13 protein-coding genes are annotated in these 16,043 nt (G+C 50.2%); 2 read left to right on the forward strand and 11 right to left on the reverse strand.

Going from position 1 to position 16,043, the window contains the following annotated elements:
- The first annotated feature begins 793 nt into the window (after positions 1 to 793).
- Positions 794 to 1,279 carry a QueT transporter family protein gene (locus KTH89_RS06410; protein ID WP_238721091.1) on the forward strand — a complete coding sequence of 162 codons (486 nt, stop codon included), beginning with the start codon at positions 794 to 796 and terminating at the stop codon, positions 1,277 to 1,279.
- Positions 1,280 to 1,286: 7 nt separating this feature from the next.
- Here KTH89_RS06410 and KTH89_RS06415 read toward each other — a convergent pair whose 3' ends face one another.
- The 5 genes from KTH89_RS06415 to KTH89_RS06435 form a co-directional block, all read right to left on the reverse strand.
- Positions 1,287 to 2,402 (reverse strand): aminopeptidase, encoded by a 1,116-nt coding sequence (locus KTH89_RS06415; protein ID WP_238721092.1) that lies wholly within the window; start codon positions 2,400 to 2,402, stop codon positions 1,287 to 1,289.
- 107 nt (positions 2,403 to 2,509) lie between these two features.
- Positions 2,510 to 5,044 carry a hypothetical protein gene (locus KTH89_RS06420; protein ID WP_238721093.1) on the reverse strand — a complete coding sequence of 845 codons (2,535 nt, stop codon included), beginning with the start codon at positions 5,042 to 5,044 and terminating at the stop codon, positions 2,510 to 2,512.
- Positions 5,041 to 6,210 (reverse strand): class I SAM-dependent methyltransferase, encoded by a 1,170-nt coding sequence (locus KTH89_RS06425; RefSeq protein ID WP_238721094.1) that lies wholly within the window; start codon positions 6,208 to 6,210, stop codon positions 5,041 to 5,043. The genes KTH89_RS06420 and KTH89_RS06425 overlap by 4 nt, the downstream gene beginning before the upstream one ends.
- Positions 6,211 to 6,331: 121 nt before the next feature.
- Positions 6,332 to 7,465: a helix-turn-helix domain-containing protein gene (locus KTH89_RS06430; protein ID WP_238721095.1), complete on the reverse strand. Its 1,134-nt coding sequence runs from the start codon at positions 7,463 to 7,465 to the stop codon at positions 6,332 to 6,334.
- Positions 7,466 to 7,689: 224 nt separating this feature from the next.
- Complete coding sequence (locus KTH89_RS06435) at positions 7,690 to 8,208, reverse strand: flavin reductase family protein (RefSeq protein ID WP_158342123.1); 519 nt, start codon at positions 8,206 to 8,208, stop codon at positions 7,690 to 7,692.
- 140 nt (positions 8,209 to 8,348) lie between these two features.
- Between KTH89_RS06435 and KTH89_RS06440 the strand changes: the two genes are divergently transcribed.
- Entirely contained in the window at positions 8,349 to 9,152 is an 804-nt protein-coding gene (locus tag KTH89_RS06440; RefSeq protein WP_238721096.1) for a formate/nitrite transporter family protein, read from the forward strand.
- Between the two features lie 25 nt (positions 9,153 to 9,177).
- On the opposite strand, the gene KTH89_RS06445 is transcribed toward KTH89_RS06440, so the two are convergent.
- From KTH89_RS06445 to KTH89_RS06470, 6 genes are all read right to left on the reverse strand, one after another.
- Positions 9,178 to 10,890 carry a putative 2-aminoethylphosphonate ABC transporter permease subunit gene (locus tag KTH89_RS06445; protein ID WP_238721097.1) on the reverse strand — a complete coding sequence of 571 codons (1,713 nt, stop codon included), beginning with the start codon at positions 10,888 to 10,890 and terminating at the stop codon, positions 9,178 to 9,180.
- 15 nt (positions 10,891 to 10,905) lie between these two features.
- The gene (locus KTH89_RS06450) at positions 10,906 to 11,925 is read right to left on the reverse strand and encodes an ABC transporter ATP-binding protein (RefSeq protein ID WP_238721098.1); all 1,020 of its coding nucleotides are present in this window, start codon (positions 11,923 to 11,925) and stop codon (positions 10,906 to 10,908) included.
- A gap of 13 nt (positions 11,926 to 11,938) precedes the next feature.
- On the reverse strand, positions 11,939 to 13,096 hold the full coding sequence (locus tag KTH89_RS06455) for a putative 2-aminoethylphosphonate ABC transporter substrate-binding protein (protein ID WP_238721099.1): 1,158 nt from the start codon (positions 13,094 to 13,096) through the stop codon (positions 11,939 to 11,941).
- 146 nt (positions 13,097 to 13,242) lie between these two features.
- Positions 13,243 to 14,061, reverse strand: coding sequence for a PHP domain-containing protein (locus KTH89_RS06460; RefSeq protein WP_238721100.1), 819 nt, complete (start codon positions 14,059 to 14,061; stop codon positions 13,243 to 13,245).
- A 56-nt stretch (positions 14,062 to 14,117) separates the two neighbouring features.
- Entirely contained in the window at positions 14,118 to 14,822 is a 705-nt protein-coding gene (locus KTH89_RS06465; RefSeq protein ID WP_158342134.1) for a phosphonate C-P lyase system protein PhnL, read from the reverse strand.
- Positions 14,823 to 14,824: 2 nt separating this feature from the next.
- On the reverse strand, positions 14,825 to 16,021 hold the full coding sequence (locus KTH89_RS06470) for an alpha-D-ribose 1-methylphosphonate 5-triphosphate diphosphatase (protein ID WP_238721101.1): 1,197 nt from the start codon (positions 16,019 to 16,021) through the stop codon (positions 14,825 to 14,827).
- Positions 16,022 to 16,043: the final 22 nt, after the last annotated feature.

Genomic DNA, 16,043 nt, shown 5'->3' on the forward strand with positions numbered 1-16,043 from the left:
TTATAATGCTTATTGGCACCCATAGTTGATCAATAACCGTTCTATCATGTTTCTGTTTTACATCTTTTCCTTTGCCCTTTTTAGGCTTCTTTAACATACGTACTGCTCTTGTTTTTACCATATTCATTTGTTATAATAATCACGGTGTTACCAATATCGGGTATGCGGTTAGCCCTCTTTCAGAGGGACTGTGACCCTCTGTTAATATAGAAATCTTATGTTCTACATAAGAAATTTGTACGAAAGAGGGTTTTGCTTATGTTGACGTTGGAAGGTCTGATTGCTGTAATTAGTCTTATACTGACAGCTTTTGGACTTGGATATGCCATAGGAAGCAATCATAAATCACAAAAATGACCGCCCTGTCCTGAGAAAACAAGCGGTCATTTTTGATTAAACTATTTTCTTGGGCTAACCGTATATTCGGTAACACCTTTTATATTATATATAATAGCACTCCCTGCGTCATATTGCAACATTTTCAATGGCTTCCCTCTTTTCTCTTACTCTTATCGGAACGCATCGTTTTTCCATGGGATACCCTGTGGCCTTACGGTATTCACCTGTTTCACACCTTCAATCCCTGACACCCACATTTCCCTTATCCCGTCCCAATCCGTTATCTTCCTTCCCCAAAAGCTAAGCCAAACAAAGTAGAGTCCTCTCTTGACTTTTCCCTTTTTCCTGTTATACTAAAAAAGCCGCAAATCCTCATTAATACTAAGGATTCACGGCAACTAACCCGTGTGTTCGAGACCTTCCACACGTAAAACAAAACTAAAGGAGATTAAAAATGAAAAACAAAAAGGTACTATTCATCACCCAGGCGGCTATGATAGCCGCTGTCTATGTCGTGTTGACACTCGTATTCGCCCCGTTTGGATTCGGGCAGGTCCAGTTTCGCATCTCGGAAGCTCTGACCATTCTTCCCATGTTCACCCCAGCCGCCATACCAGGACTGTTTGTGGGCTGCCTGCTCGGTAATATTCTGGCCGGTTCCATTCTCCCCGACATCCTTTTCGGCAGTCTGGCTACCCTGATCGGAGCCGTGGGGTCCTACCTGTTACGCAAACACCGCTATCTGGTGCCCCTCCCGCCGATCTTTGCTAATATCCTGATCGTACCCTTTATCCTTCGCTACGGATATCAGATCCTTTTACCGATCCCATTTATGATGCTGACTGTGGGAATCGGGGAAGTGGCATGCTGCGGTATCCTTGGCCTCATTCTGATGTTTGCGCTGAATAAATATAAACATCAGATTTTCAAGACGGTATAAGCTTTTTCTACATCAGATTTTCCGGGTTTAGGCACTCCAGCTCAGGCAGCACGAATCTGCCGTCCCTTCGGATCAGCATATCGTCAAAATAGATCTCTCCGCCTCCGTACTCCGGCCTCTGGATCAGAACCAGATCCCAGTGGATCGCGGACTCGTTGCCGTTTGGCGCTTCCTCATAGCAGTTGCCCGGCGTAAAGTGGATGGAGCCCATGATCTTCTCATCAAACAGTATATCCTTCATGGGTTCCAGCACATAAGGGTTCACCCCTATGGCGAATTCCCCCACATATCTGGCGCCCTGGTCCGTGTCGAAGATCTGGTTGATTCTGGTGGTATCGTTGGCCGTGGCGTTGATGATTTTCCCGTTCTTGAATTCCAGACAGACATTTTCAAAGGTAAATCCCTGATAAGGCGAAGGGGTATTGTAGGATATCTTTCCGTTTACCGAGTCCCTGACCGGCGCGGTAAACACCTCTCCGTCCGGGATATTCATCTCTCCGGCACAGGGAATCGCGGGAATATCCCGGATGGAAAAGCTCAGATCCGTCCCCGGACCGGTGAGACGCACCCGGTCGGTGCGATTCATCAGTTTTACCAGTTCCTGCATGGCTGCAAGCATTTTGGAATAATCCAGATTGCAGACTTTATAATAGAAGTCTTCAAAGGCTTCCGTGCTGGTATTGGAAAGCTGGGCCATGGACGCGTTTGGATAGCGCAGAATCACCCATCTGGTTTTGGGGACCCGGATTTCATGGTGCACCGGAGTGGAATACAGTTTCTCATACAGCTTCATTTTCTCCGCAGGCACATCCGCCAGCTCCGATGAGTTGGCAGAGCCTCTGATTCCGATATAGCAGTCCATTTTGGACATTTCAAGCGCATCCACCTCAGCTATCAGTTTCATTTGTTCTTCCGTACAGTTCAACAGGATCTCCCGCTGGACCCGCTGTCCTGTGAAATGGGCGAATGGGATTCCCTTCGCCTCATACACCTCTTTGATGACCGCCCGGGCCAGATCTTCCGTGTCTTCTCCGATATAATGTATATAGACCTTGTCATTTTCCTTCACCTTGCAGGAATACCGGACCAGATTCCGGGCCAGCTGTTTGATTCTTTCATCCATATCAGTTATCCTCTTTTCATTATTCCTGAATTATTTATCAACTTTACGATTTCCATCCCGATTCCTCCTAACCGAACGGTCCCGGGTTTGAATTCCTCTGCGTTCTATTATTTCACATAACTGATAAATACATTCCCCGCAGCCTCAAACATTTCAGAAGATGCTTTTAATCCTTTTTTCTCAATGGATCCGCCGGACGGATTCAGATAACTTACGCTTACCTCATCGTACCCGATAATCAGCACCGCATTGGTTCCATCGATCATGCCCAGCACCGGCGCGCCGTTGCTGATATAGTAAAAGGTCTCTTCCAGGGAACACCCGGTCAGATCCACCGCCCGGTTTTCCAGCTGCTCGTTCAGTATATCCACCGTCGACTGGCCGCTGTTAAGAAATTCCTGGGAATTGATATAGATATCATGCCTCTTCAGCATCACATCCAAGCATACGGAAAGACTGGTTTTACCCTCCTCGATTGTCTCCGCGGACAGATCGGCCAGCTTAGTCCGAAGCTTACGGTTGCCCCGTTCCCATACGTATTTCTGATTATCCGCAACCACGACGCCCATGATCTCATCCGCCTGACGGATAGCCGGACCCGCTTCCGCATATACGGCCTGCAGGCGGCCTCTTCCGTAGACATAAAACCGGCTGCTGGGATCCGCGGCTTCTTCCAGCACTACTTCCCTGGAATCCTCAAACAGTACCTCCTTCGGGTGAAGTAGCTTGGGCTTTGTATTTTCCACCGGCCACAGCAGGGAGATCTGATACACCGTCTCCTTTAATTCCGACACATAGCTGCCGGCATTGACCTTCTGTTCCTCCTGCGCCGCATTGGTCATGATATAGTCCTCATCTGTCCGGGTGTATCCGCCCGCACTTCGTTCTACCCGGTACAGGGTAATCCTGTTGTTGGAGACAGCCGCATCGGATATATACAGACCGGAATCCCCATAGTTCAGATCCTTGGCGATCGCGCCCTTCTGGCCTTCTTCCTCATTCAGAATCACCAGCCGGTACATCGGGAACAGGACATTCCCGGTCACTTCCGTCTCCAGATCTTCCTGCCTGGCAGCTCCGTACATAAAATCCGTATCCACGAATCCAAGCGCCCGGATATATTCCCCCTCTTCGGCATTTACCGTATGATGGAACCCGTTTTCCAGATCCATGACGGTAATACTGGTGGAGTGATACGGGTCGTTTTGTTCCTGCCAGGCGAACAGCCGGTTATCCCCCGACACATTGTAACAGCCTTCTTTGATACCGGAAGCCAGCGTCTGACAGCTTCCCGATGCCAGATCGATCTGGTAGAGGCTGCCGTTGATCATCAGGAACAATTTTCCCGCTTTATTTACATAGGAAAGGACGCCCACATCCTGATCCAATAACTGAAAGGATTTGGGGCTGCTGATAAAAGCCGTCTCCTCAATCGTATTCGATACGCTGCTGAACTTGTAGACGCAAACGCCGGATTTACCCTCATGCCGCCCCCGGTTCATATAGCCATAGACCATAAAGTCCGTATTTCCCTCTTCATCCACATCTATGATCTTGATCTCATGCTGGTCATAGGAAGCCCGCTGGTCTTTCCCGTCATAAAAGCTGAACACCCGCGACATCTTATCCTCGGTCTGGTCGTACTGCCACATCTCCCGTTCCTGGACAAAGCTGATCTTATCTCCCTTTTCATTTGTCTTAAAGTCTATCTCACTATCCCGGATTCCCAGATAGATCGACTGTTTCCCGAACTGGGCTCCCTCCTGGTCGAACACCTGCTCCATGGTCCGGTCATAGTCAAGCAGGTACATCCGGTCCTGCGTATAGCGTACCCGGAAAAACTCGGATACATGGTAACTCTCCGACTTGCCATTTTCATCCGGGGCGGTCACCGTATACTGCAATACGGCGGAGGTGGCGGTGGGACTGATCTCCTTTATGGATACTTCCGCTTCGCCGGCCCGTTTTACTTCCATTTCCCCCCAGTTCACCTGGGACAGCTTACTGTGAATGGTCACATGCTGAAACGTGGAATTGTCCCCCTGGGAATTCGGTTCCAGATATTTTGATATGTCAAAATCCGCCTCCTCTTTTTCAAAAGTGGCGTCACTGAAAGACTGCATAAAGTCAACGCAGTCCTTTGCGTGCATCTCCTCGTCATAGACGATACGGGTATAGTAATCTACCGTGGCGTCCTCTGTCTCCACGATCAGTTTCAATATATATTCCTGTCCCTGCTCTAACAGGTCTTTGATCGGCAGAACCACGCGGAAATATCCGTCACTCTGGGAAAAGTCCGTCACCTGCGTATCTTCCACCAGGCGGGTGGTGTCAATGCTGCGCACTTCATAGGTAAGATTACGTATCGCATTGCCGTATTCCCGGATCAAAACGGTAAGCTTCCGGTCCTGCGGCAGCGGTGTAATGGAATCCCGGACATAATTCGCGTCCATCTCCTGAGTATAGCCCTGCATACGGTTCACCTGCATGCCCTCTACTTCCGTATACGCCACAGGCAGCGTGGCCGCCGACATCTCGGCCGTCAGGCCGGTATTTCCTTTATCTAAAATACTGCTGAACGCAACGACTCCTCCTGCAAACACCAGCAGCAGCACAACGATCCGAATCAGTAAATTCTTCATTTGATCTTTCCCTTCACTTCAGATTGTTCACACAGCAACCTTTCCAAAGAAGGATGGACCCCCAGAAAATCCCGGCACGCCTCATACCGCTGCCGGCTGTCTTCCATTTTACGCGTTTTCACGGCACGTATCAACAAGTTCTTCGGCGTATGCTCCATGTCGATGAACTCCAACATCTGCACCCGATACCCCTGCTGCTCCAGAAGCTCTGCCCGCAGCGCGTCCGTCGCCAGCGCGGCGATCCGCTCCTTAATAATCCCGTACCGAAACAGCGGCTCCAGAACATCGCTCCTGATCTGCCCGTTCAGCTCATGCTGGCAGCAGGGCACCGATAAAATAACCTTTGCGTTCCACCGGACCGCTTTGGCCAGCGCGAAATCCGTCGCCGTGTCACAGGCATGAAGGGTAACCACCATATCCACCTCAGATACCCCTTCATAATCCGCGATATCCCCGGTCAAAAAATCCAATTTGTCATATCCATACTGTCTGCTCAACTGATTGCAGCGGTCAATCACTTCTTTTTTCAGATCCAATCCGATAATCCTTATATCATATCCTTCCAGCTCTTTCAGATAATAATACATGGCAAAGGTCAGATAAGATTTTCCGCACCCAAAATCCAGTATCGTAAGCTGCCGTCCTTTCGGAAGCTCCGGCAGCACATCCCGGATAAATTCCAGGAACCGGTTGATCTGCCGGTATTTATCGTATTTGCTTTTTACCACAGCCCCTTCCCGGGTCATGACGCCCAGATCCACCAGAAAAGGAACCGCCGTCCCCTCCGGCAGCACATACTGTTTCTTGCGGTTATGAGACAGATCTCCCTGCTCTTTTGCCTGCTTAAGGCGCTGCCGTTTTACATTCACCCTGCCTTTTTTACTGACCAGGACATTCACGTTCTCCCGCTTTGTCTCCGCCTGCAGCTGCTTAAAATGATGCTCCATTTTCTCCATCACATAGGCCGCCGCCTGATCCGTCTCCAGATTCTGATGGAACACCTGGTTATTCCGGAATTCTTCCGCCTGAAAATACACCTGGTCCCGCCGAAGCATCGGCCGCATCTTTATCTTCACACAGCCATCCGGATTCCTGGCGCCGCTCATGGTCACCTGTATCAAATCTATATTCATTATATCCTGTAATACCAGCCTTAATTCCTCCATACATTCTCCTCTGCCGTATCTGCTATCCAAAAAGTTTTCTATTGCTCTTTATTGTAATAGTTTTCCCGGATTCTGTCTACTGGGGTTTTGGGGGACCTTACAGTACAGGCTTTGGAGAACCTTACGGTACAATATAAGTACACACTTCTGCCTGCCGGATGTTTCCATAATTATCTGTCAGGGTGCTTAAAATACGGATCGTTTCTCCGGTGCTGCAGTCGTTTAGCTGGTCCTGAAATTGGGCGTAGATATAGCAGTCACTCATTACGCTTTCCTTGTAGTCTTCAGGGTTGATGTCCAGGGTTTTTTCCAGGACCGTACGGCCGTTTTGTATGACAAGGATCTTGCCGGATACGGGATAATTTAACGGACGGGGAGAGTCGTTCCCACTATATTCATAGATAGGAGTAAACGTGGCAGCGGCTGTACCGTCAATTTTGATTCCCTGACCGGATTTTGTAATAGTCAGGTCATCCACTCCTCCCACCGGCATGATAAATGTATGGACTACATCTTCTATGTCGAGGAATTCACTGCTGATTTTTCCTTCGTTAATAAAATTGATCTGAAACTTCAGGGACGTTTCATCATCTGCGATAGGGAGTTCTGCAGCAAAGCAGCCATTTTCGTAAAGGGCCCCTGCAGAATATTCCCGGATTCCATGGAGCAGGAATTCGGCGTTGGTTCCCTCTATATAGGTTTTAGGGGTTACTGTGATTTTCAGGGTTAGCTGATGATCGGATAGCTTCAGACCGGTTGGCTTTATCTCGTAGTCCGCGATCAGGCTTTCCTGCTTTTTTGCCGACTCTTCCAGATCGTTTTTGATGCCAAGGATCTGTCCCGTAACATCGGAGGTGATACTGCTGATCTGCTGATCCAGTCTGTCGATTCTCTGGTTGATACTGCGGATATTAAAGAACAATAACACAAACAGGCCTGCCAGGATCAGGAATACCGCGGCGGCTGTCAGTGCCAGTGCCGTATGCAGCTTTTTTTGCTCTTTCAGCCGGCGGATCTGTTCTTCATATTCCTGGATGCGTTCCTGTTCGGTTCCGTCCCCGGCTTCCCCCAGAAGCTGGGTCAGAGGGATACCGAACAGAGCGGCCAGCTCCTGCATCCGGTCCAGCGTGGGGCATACAGCCCCGCTCTCCCATTTGGATATGGTCTGTCGGGATACCCCCAGCTGTTCAGCCAGCTGCTCCTGGGACATACCTTTTTCTTTTCTTAGCTTTTGTATATTCTGATAAAATTTCATGCAAAGCTCCTTCCCTTGACAGGTATGTCTTATTTTAACCCTTGAGTCCCCCGGAATCCAGAAATTTTCACTTTACATCAGGTAAATTTTCAGGTGCAGTCTTGCCCATTACCACTTTGTATCATAATACAGATCTCATAAAAATCCCCCGGAATCGGATCTGCGGCCGTCTGTGTGTTCCTGACTGCCGGCAGATCTGCTTCCGGGGTATTTTCAAAGTACCTTTATTCTACTGTCTGATCACGGATCATGACTTTCTGAATTTCAGCGATGTACATGGTGTGATAATCCTTTGTAGGATACCACTTTTCATCATTTTCCTTCTCGTCAAAGTTTTGCGGAGGCATCTGCGCGTGATAGAGACGTTTACATACAAAAATCATATCCGCCTCTTCAAACGCGGCCGTCCCATCCAGAAAGAGGGGCGTCAGTCCGGCCCGTTTCACTTTATCCTCATCTCTGCCCGATACGCTGCCGCAGATGTTCAGGGCTTCCCGGTAAGCTTCCCCGAAGAACGCCACCGTAAACTTATCGCCGGCATCCACAAATTCCTTCGTATATCTGCTCTCTCTGATATAAACGGTAACCGTATTCTTTCCCCATAATACGCCTACTCCGCCCCAGCTGGCAGTCATCGTATTGAATTTATCCTCGTTTCCGGCGGTAATCAGCATCCATTCCCTCCCGATCTTGGTAAATGGATTGAACAAAAGCTCCTCCGCCTTTTTCTCTGTGAATCCCATCCGTCATCCCATCCTTTCCAGCTTAATAATGATAATCTTTGCAGACTATTATATCATATCTCATGAAATCCCAATAGACACCTCCACCCTTTTCTGGTATTTTATTAAATAACAGTATCTGTAAATGAGGAGAGACTTCCATGCATTCATCCGTTGAAACATTGAACCAAATAATAGAAAGCGGTAAGACAAAGGTATCTATGCCTTGCGGAAAGCTTCTGGCGCTGGGTATCCTGGCCGGGATCTTTATCTCCGTCGGAGCCGTGGCTTCCAATACCGTATCCAGTACAATAGAAAACCCCGCGCTGGCCAGACTGTTAAGCAGTCTGGTGTTTCCCGCGGGGCTTATAATGGTAGTTATGGCCGGCAGCGAACTCTTTACCGGTAATAACCTGATCATGATCGGCGCACTGCAAAAGCAGATTCCGATTGGGGGTATGCTTCGTAACTGGGCGGTCGTTTATCTGGGAAATCTGCTGGGTTCCCTGTTTACTGCCTTTCTGATCGCAGTCAGCGGGCAGCTAAACCTCTTCGGTTCTCAGGCGGCCGTAACCACGATCCGGACCGCGGCGGCCAAATGCGCGTTAGACATCCCGCAGGCATTTGTGCTTGGCATTCTGTGCAATATCCTGGTGTGTGTCGCGGTTCTGATGACCTACCGGTCGGTATCCGTCACCGGAAAAATCGCAGCGTTATATCTGCCGATTTTGGTCTTTGTCCTCTGTGGCTTTGAACACAGCGTGGCCAATATGTATTTTATACCGGCCGGTCTGCTGGCCGCGGCCGATCCCGGTTATGCGCAGGCCGCGTTATCGTCCGGGGTATCCTTTGATTCCCTCACTGTGATGAACGGTATAAAAAATCTTATCAGCGTATCCCTTGGCAATCTGGCCGGCGGCGCCGGCCTGGTCAGCTGCTTTTACTGGTATTCTTACAGGCGCTGACTCTTCTTTTCCTGAGCCGGCCGGCTTACGGGCGCTGCCCCTTCTTTTCCTGATGACGGCGAATGGCCTCGTAGATCAGGCGGACCCCCAGATTGATAAATAACAGCAGCATACACATCGCGGCGGCAGGAGCAGTGTCTCCCGCCCCTTCCAGATTCACGATCGCAACAGCCGCGAGAGGTACCCGGGCGGAGTAGATAAATACCACCGCCGATACGGTAACCAGCGCGTTTACGAAATAGTAAACGAACATTTCAATAATAGCAGGCAGACAAAGGGGAATGATCACTCTGCCCAATGTATGGTAAAAAGGCACCCCCATGGATTCCGACACCGTCTCGAACTCTTTGTCCAGACGCTTCAGGGATGTGACCGCGGTGGTGAAGGGAACGGAGAAAAAGTGGATGATGTCCGCGAATATCACGATCCAGATCGTGCCGTACAGAGCGTAAAACGGACTTTGAAGCGCATAGGAAGTAAAGGGAATTCCAAACCAGGAAGCGTTAAAAAACAGGATATAGCTAAGCCCTACCACGGTTCCCGGTATGGCCAGCGGGGTAATGCCGAGAAAATAGGTAAGTTTTCTGGTTTTTGGAAATTTCTGTATCCGTTCGGTCATGTAGGCGGTCAGAAAACATGCCACCGTACCCATCGCCGCCGCTGCCAGGGCAATCAGCACCGAATTTCGAAATGCTGCGGTTCCGGCGCCCGCCGCCACCCGTGTCAGATCGTAATTCTTTAACGTCAAAGTCAGGTTATAGGGCCAGAGCTTGATTAAAGACGCAAACAAGGCGACTCCAAAGAATAGCAGCATAGCCGCCGTAATCAGCCAGCAGAATCCTGCTGCCAGGCGGTCCGAGGTTTTGTGGGGTTTGATTACGTAAGGGACAGCCTTGGAGCTGATGGATGCGTTCTGCTTGCTGCTGGTGATCCGGTCGACCGCAAAGGATAACACCGCCGGGAACAGCAGCACGATCCCCACCACCGCGCCCATGTTGAAATTCTGCTGTCCCACCACCTGCTTGTAGACATCGGTGGCCAGCACATTATAGTTGCCTCCTACGACGGAGGGAGCTCCGAAGTCCGTAAAGCTGTAGGTGAAGGACACAAACAGCGCGCTGATCAGCCCGTACTTTACATTGGGGATCGTGATGGTAATCATCTTCCGCCAGGCGGAGGTGCCCATACTGTCCGCCGCCTCATATAACCGGTTATCCGCTCCGGAGAAAGCCACCATCAGGATGGTAGTGGCCACGGGAAAGCAGTAGATGCTTTCCGCTATAATGATGCCGACCTTTCCGTACAGGGGAATTCCCAGGCCGGCCGCGGTCAGTATCCCCTTATTGCCAAACAGATAGATCAGGGCGATACCTAAAAGCATGGTGGGCGCGAAGATCGGCACCATGCCGATATAACGGAAGAAATTTTTAAATCTTATATTTTTCCTGCTTAAGCTGTAAGAAAACAGGAAGGCCAGGCCGACGGATACAAGGGTCGAGACAATCGCCACAAAAAAAGTGTTTCCGACGGATTGCAGCATGGCCGGATTCGTGAAATACCGGGCGAATTGTTCAAAGCCTGCCGGACTGCCGTCGGGTCTTTGAAATGCTCTCACAAAAAGGGTTCCCAGCGGAAATACCAGGAAAATGATTAGAAATACCAGAACCGAGTAAAGGATCAGGCCTTTCAGGAAGTTTTCAATGGATATGTTCTCTAATTTCCGTTTTAAATTCTTCATACTTGATATCCTCTGTCATGCCTTCTCAAAGTGAAGCATTCCTTCCCTCGGTATGGAAAAATAGATCTGCTGGCCGCGCCTCAGTTCCATTTCTTTGAATGTCGTAAACGGGACATCCACATGGAGCGTCAGATCATCGTTTACATGACGGGTTCTGATAAGTATCCGGTAAAAAGAGCCGCGGAACTCGATGTCCAAGATATCGGAAGAGACTCCCTGGGGCATAGCCTTTTTGCTCAATTTTATTTTTTCCGGGCGGACCGCGGTCAGGGGAGAATGCCCCCACTGATAGAGCTCGCCCCGTTCTTTGTCGATAAAGTTAATCGTACCGATAAAATCGGCTACAAAAGGGTTTACCGGAGTCTCGTAGATTTCTTCCGGGGTTCCCTCCTGCATGATATTGGCCTTGTTCATCACCACGATCCGGTCGGCCATGGTAAGCGCCTCATCCTGGTCGTGGGTCACCATAATGGTGGTCAGCTTCATCTGCTTTTGGATCGAACAGATCTGCCGCCGCAGTTCCTGGCGTACCTTCGCGTCCAGCGCGGACAAAGGCTCATCCAGCAGTAAAAAGTCCGGCTCCAGAGCAAGAGCTCGGGCGAGAGCAACCCTCTGCTGCTCGCCGCCCGATAATTGTGCCGGAACTCTTCCCTTGGCATCTGACAAATGTATGATATCAAACAGCCGGTCCACCCTCTTCGTAATATCCCGCTCCCTGATCTTCTGATTCCGCAGTCCGTAAGCCACATTCTCAAAGGCCGTCAGATTCGGAAACAGCGCGTAAGACTGGAACATGATTCCAAAGTTTCGTTTGGAAGGGGGAAGATGGGTAACATCCCTGTCGTTTATGTAGATCTTACCGTCGCTTGGAGCCTCCAGTCCCGCCATGATCCGAAGCAGCGTTGACTTCCCACATCCCGACGGCCCCAGCAGGCATACAAATTCGCCTTTGTCCACCGAAAGATGTATATTGTGCAGTGCCACGTTTTTGTGGAATGTCTTGCTGACACCCTCCGCTCTTAATCCAACACTCATGCTCTAAAACTCCTTATTCTTTCTGAGCACTCTTGGCATCATAACGCAATGTCCATTCGTCCAGAGTAGTTTCCCGGTTTTTAGCCAGGTTCTCAAAATCCATAGGCTTAATCAGCTGGTCTACCGGGTTCTGCGCATATCCTTCCGGTACGCCGCTACCCACGCCGATCGCCACAATCGGATAGTTTTCCGCGTATTTTTGCATAATATTGTCGGAAATAGCCCAATCCAGGAAAGTCTTGCTGATCTCTTTTTGATCCGCTTTTTTAATCAGGGCATTTGCCTCCACATCCCAGCCGGAACCTTCGCTTGGAAATACAGCTTCCGCGATCTCCGGTCCGACTTCCGAAGCAGAGTTGATGCAGCGGTAGCCAAAGGAGATTCCGATCCCGTATTCTCCGGAAGCGGCTTCTTTTGCAGGCTGGGAACCGGAATGTGTGTAGACGGCTACGTTTTTATCCAGCGCGTCCAGGTATTCCCAACCCTTTTCTTCTCCCATCAGCTGCAGAATTCCATTGACGGTCAGCAGGCCGGTTCCGGAGGACGCCGGATTCGGCATAGCAATCAGGCCTTCGTATTTGGGGTCCAGCAGATCTTCATAGGAAGCCGGCACCGTATCGATCCCTTTGGATTTTAATACTTCTTTATTGACCAGCCAGGCGGTTTCCCAGGCGTCGATACCAACCCAGTCAGGCACTTCCGCCGCATCCTTGAATTCAGGCAGGATACGGTCCACACCCTCCGGGGCATACCCTTCCAGCATGTCATTCTGTTTTAATACCAGCAGGCTGGTAGCGGATAATCCCCATACCACATCGGCGATCGGATTATCTTTTTCAGCCAGCAGCTTCGATGTGATGATTCCGGTGGAATCTCTTGTAATATGGATGGTAACATCGGGATTCTGCTCTTTGAATTCGGTCAGATAATCCGTAACCTGTTCATCCTCCAGAGCCGTATAGATATTAAGTTCTTTTTCGTTCACAGCCGCGGACTGCGTCTCATTGGCCGGCAGCTGGGTTGTGGATGCCTCTCCCTGGGCGGCAGATTCATCTCCCTGGACGGTACCGGCAGCTGGTTCGGACGGGCTCTCCTGCGTTTTCTTCACGCATCCTGTCAGGGTGCTCATGACCATTGCCAGCATGCAGGCCGTTACAATTAATTTTTTCATTTGAAACCTCCTCATTTTCCTTCATCATTTTTTATTTCATGTTTTACACAAGCCATATTGTAATGGTTCCGTGTGAATTCCTCTTCATGTCGGAGTTAGATGTATGTAAATTTTTATAATCTGGTTGGGTACCAGGTAACGGTATATTACCCCTCATCTCCAAACCAGATCCGGCTCTTATCCGGAGCCGGATAAGCGCCCAATCGGGTCTGGGTCTGCTCGTAACGCCCGTGGTAGTCGCTTCCCCCGGTGAGAATCAGCTGATACCGGCCGGCAAGCGCCTGGATTCTCTGCATATCTTCCGGCCCGTTTGAGGGATGCCGGTACTCGATGCCGTCTAATCCCGCTTCCAGCAGAGCCGGAACCAGATCCAGATTCTGCTGCTGCCCCGGATGAGCCAGCACGGCAAATCCATGATCTGCCTTGACCGCCTCCACCGCAGCCTCCGCTTCCGGATAGGTGATATCAAAATCGCAGGGCCCTCCGTTTTTGAATATTTCCCGGTAGACCCTTCCGAACAGACAGTCAGACTGATTCGTTCTGAGCAGATAATCCAGTATGTGCTGCTTATAGATGCAGTCACATGCCATCCCCTGAATCTCCTCCCTTTCCATCATAAAACCCAGCTTTCTCAATATCTCGATCTGCTTCAGGCAATTTTCCTGCCTTTTTTTCCGTGTCTCTTTTCCCAACTTCTCAATATGTACGCTTTGGGTGTAAGCATAGCCCAGAATATGTACTTTGCGGTCGTATTTATAGTCGTAGGCGGAGAGTTCGACCCCCGGAATGATCCGGATGCCGTATCCTTCTGCCAGGCTTCCGTACAAAAACGCGCCGTTTACGGTATCGTGGTCTGTGAAGGACAGATGGGTTAGTCCCTGTTTCTTCGCCCTCTGTAAAACCGCCGCCGGCGGTTCGCTTCCATCTGATACGGTTGTGTGAATATGCATATCTGCCTGATACATTTTTCCTCCGTCTGTGCGTCTCCCCGCACATAGGTATAGGTGAAATTTAGTTCCCGCTAATGCTCTGCTGTAAATCTTCCCCCGGAAATATTGTAAATATGGTCACATAGCCCTTCCATAAATTCCAGATCATGAAAAATACCGATCATGGAGGTCCCTTCCTTCTTTAACCGCGTCAGCAGTTCTTTCACAAGAAGCTTCGTGTCATTATCCAGGGAAGCCGTCGGCTCGTCTAAGAGCAGCAGCCGCGGCGCCTTGACCATAGCATGCGCCAGGTTCAGCCGCAGTTTTTCCCCTCCGGAGAAGGTATTGGGATAAATATCCCAAAGATTTTCATTGAGCCGGAAATACCGCAGCATTTCCTCCGCCCGTTCTGCCGCTTCCTGCCGGGAAAAGCCCGCGTCCAGGGCCCCTGCGATCACATGCTGTTTCGCCGTGGTCCTCGGCAGGGTGGACAGAAACTGGGAGACATATCCGATCTCCGCCTTGCGCAGACGGATGATCGTCTGTTCATCCGCCCGCACCAGATCAATCAGGCCGGAAGCCAGCGAATCATAGAGCACTTTACCGGTTGTGGCCAGATAGGTTCTGTAAATGCACCGGAGCACCGTAGATTTTCCGGCTCCGGAGGTTCCTACGATTCCCACGAATTCTCCTTTGTTTAGCGCAAAGGAAATATGGTTACAGCTTCTGATCTCCTGTTTTTGTTCGTGTAGATAGAAATTTTTAGACAGATCTTCTATTTTTAATATATAACCCATTTTTACTCCATTCCCGTATTCATACAGTCCACTACCAGATTGCCGTTAACCATCACCTTTTGAATAACCGGCAATTCCCCGGAACTGTCCACAAACACGATGTCCGCTTTTTTTCCTGTTTCCAGCGATCCGTACTCCGAACCAATACCAACCGCTGCAGCCGGATTTTTCGTGACATAGGCTACCGCCTCCGGCAGCGCAACTGCGTACCGGCGGTTTAGCAGAAACACGGCGTAGAGCAGGGATTGGGGATAATAGTCTGATACCAGCACATCCGCCGCCTTCTCCCGGATAGCCTGCAGGGCCGACAGGTTGCCGGAATGGGAACCGCCCAGCAGGATATTTGGCGCTCCCAGCACGGTCAGATACCCCTCCCGTACCGCTTCCTTTGCCACCTCCAGCGTAATGGGAAATTCACTGATGCGGACCCCCAGCTTCCGGTTTCTCTTAAGCTTCCCGATACTGTCGTCATCATGGCTGGCGACGGCGATTCCTCTGGATGCGGCCAGATCCGCCAGGACTTTTAACTGTTCCTGCGATGCCTTTGGTTTCTGTTGTTCCTGTTCCACCAGCTGTCGGAATTCCCGGTCCGTTAAGTTTTTCCCCTCATCCGGCTGATGCTTCCGGTAAACCGACAGATCCTGATACTGTCCCTGCCCCGGCGTGTGATCCATAAAAGAGACCAGATCCGTCATGCCATTTGCAATCATCTCTTCCACCTGCGGATAGCACTCCAGATTATCGATCTCATACCGCAGATGGTAGTAATGGCGGATCAGTCCCGGCCTCTGTTTTTTCTGCCGGATCAGTTCCGCCAGTCTGCGGACCTGGGAGGCTTTACGGATCTCTTTCACATCCCAGGTTCCCTCCCGGTACATGGAGATTGAATGGAACATGGAGGTGATCCCGCACATAGCAAGCAGCCGCTCCGACTCCGCAAGCGCCATATCAAAGTCCATCAGCGCAGTGGAGCGGGGCTGGATCAGATTTTCTATCATATCCGAATGGATATCGATCATCCCTGGCATCAGATACACGCCATGGGCATCGATCACCTGATCGGTTTCCTGCATCTTCCCCTCATCCGCCGGAAGAATCCCGGCAATCCGGGAACCTTGTATCAGCAGGTCGTATCCTTCCAGCACAGAATCCGGGGTGATCAGTTTGCCTCCCGTAATTCTGATTCTTCGTTCAGTCATATTTACCTCCTGTGGCGCATTT

It is taken from the genome of Diplocloster agilis, from assembly GCF_019042275.1.
Lineage (GTDB): Bacteria > Bacillota > Clostridia > Lachnospirales > Lachnospiraceae > Diplocloster > Diplocloster agilis.

What these genes read in the sequence shown, in the direction of transcription:
- KTH89_RS06410 (WP_238721091.1), top strand. Translation starts at nt 794, where the DNA reads ATGAAAAACAAAAAGGTACTATTCATCACCCAGGCGGCTATGATAGCC.
- KTH89_RS06415 (WP_238721092.1), bottom strand. Translation starts at nt 2,402, where the DNA reads ATGGATGAAAGAATCAAACAGCTGGCCCGGAATCTGGTCCGGTATTCC.
- KTH89_RS06420 (WP_238721093.1), bottom strand. Translation starts at nt 5,044, where the DNA reads ATGAAGAATTTACTGATTCGGATCGTTGTGCTGCTGCTGGTGTTTGCA.
- KTH89_RS06425 (WP_238721094.1), bottom strand. Translation starts at nt 6,210, where the DNA reads ATGGAGGAATTAAGGCTGGTATTACAGGATATAATGAATATAGATTTG.
- KTH89_RS06430 (WP_238721095.1), bottom strand. Translation starts at nt 7,465, where the DNA reads ATGAAATTTTATCAGAATATACAAAAGCTAAGAAAAGAAAAAGGTATG.
- KTH89_RS06435 (WP_158342123.1), bottom strand. Translation starts at nt 8,208, where the DNA reads ATGGGATTCACAGAGAAAAAGGCGGAGGAGCTTTTGTTCAATCCATTT.
- KTH89_RS06440 (WP_238721096.1), top strand. Translation starts at nt 8,349, where the DNA reads ATGCATTCATCCGTTGAAACATTGAACCAAATAATAGAAAGCGGTAAG.
- KTH89_RS06445 (WP_238721097.1), bottom strand. Translation starts at nt 10,890, where the DNA reads ATGAAGAATTTAAAACGGAAATTAGAGAACATATCCATTGAAAACTTC.
- KTH89_RS06450 (WP_238721098.1), bottom strand. Translation starts at nt 11,925, where the DNA reads ATGAGTGTTGGATTAAGAGCGGAGGGTGTCAGCAAGACATTCCACAAA.
- KTH89_RS06455 (WP_238721099.1), bottom strand. Translation starts at nt 13,096, where the DNA reads ATGAAAAAATTAATTGTAACGGCCTGCATGCTGGCAATGGTCATGAGC.
- KTH89_RS06460 (WP_238721100.1), bottom strand. Translation starts at nt 14,061, where the DNA reads ATGTATCAGGCAGATATGCATATTCACACAACCGTATCAGATGGAAGC.
- KTH89_RS06465 (WP_158342134.1), bottom strand. Translation starts at nt 14,822, where the DNA reads ATGGGTTATATATTAAAAATAGAAGATCTGTCTAAAAATTTCTATCTA.
- KTH89_RS06470 (WP_238721101.1), bottom strand. Translation starts at nt 16,021, where the DNA reads ATGACTGAACGAAGAATCAGAATTACGGGAGGCAAACTGATCACCCCG.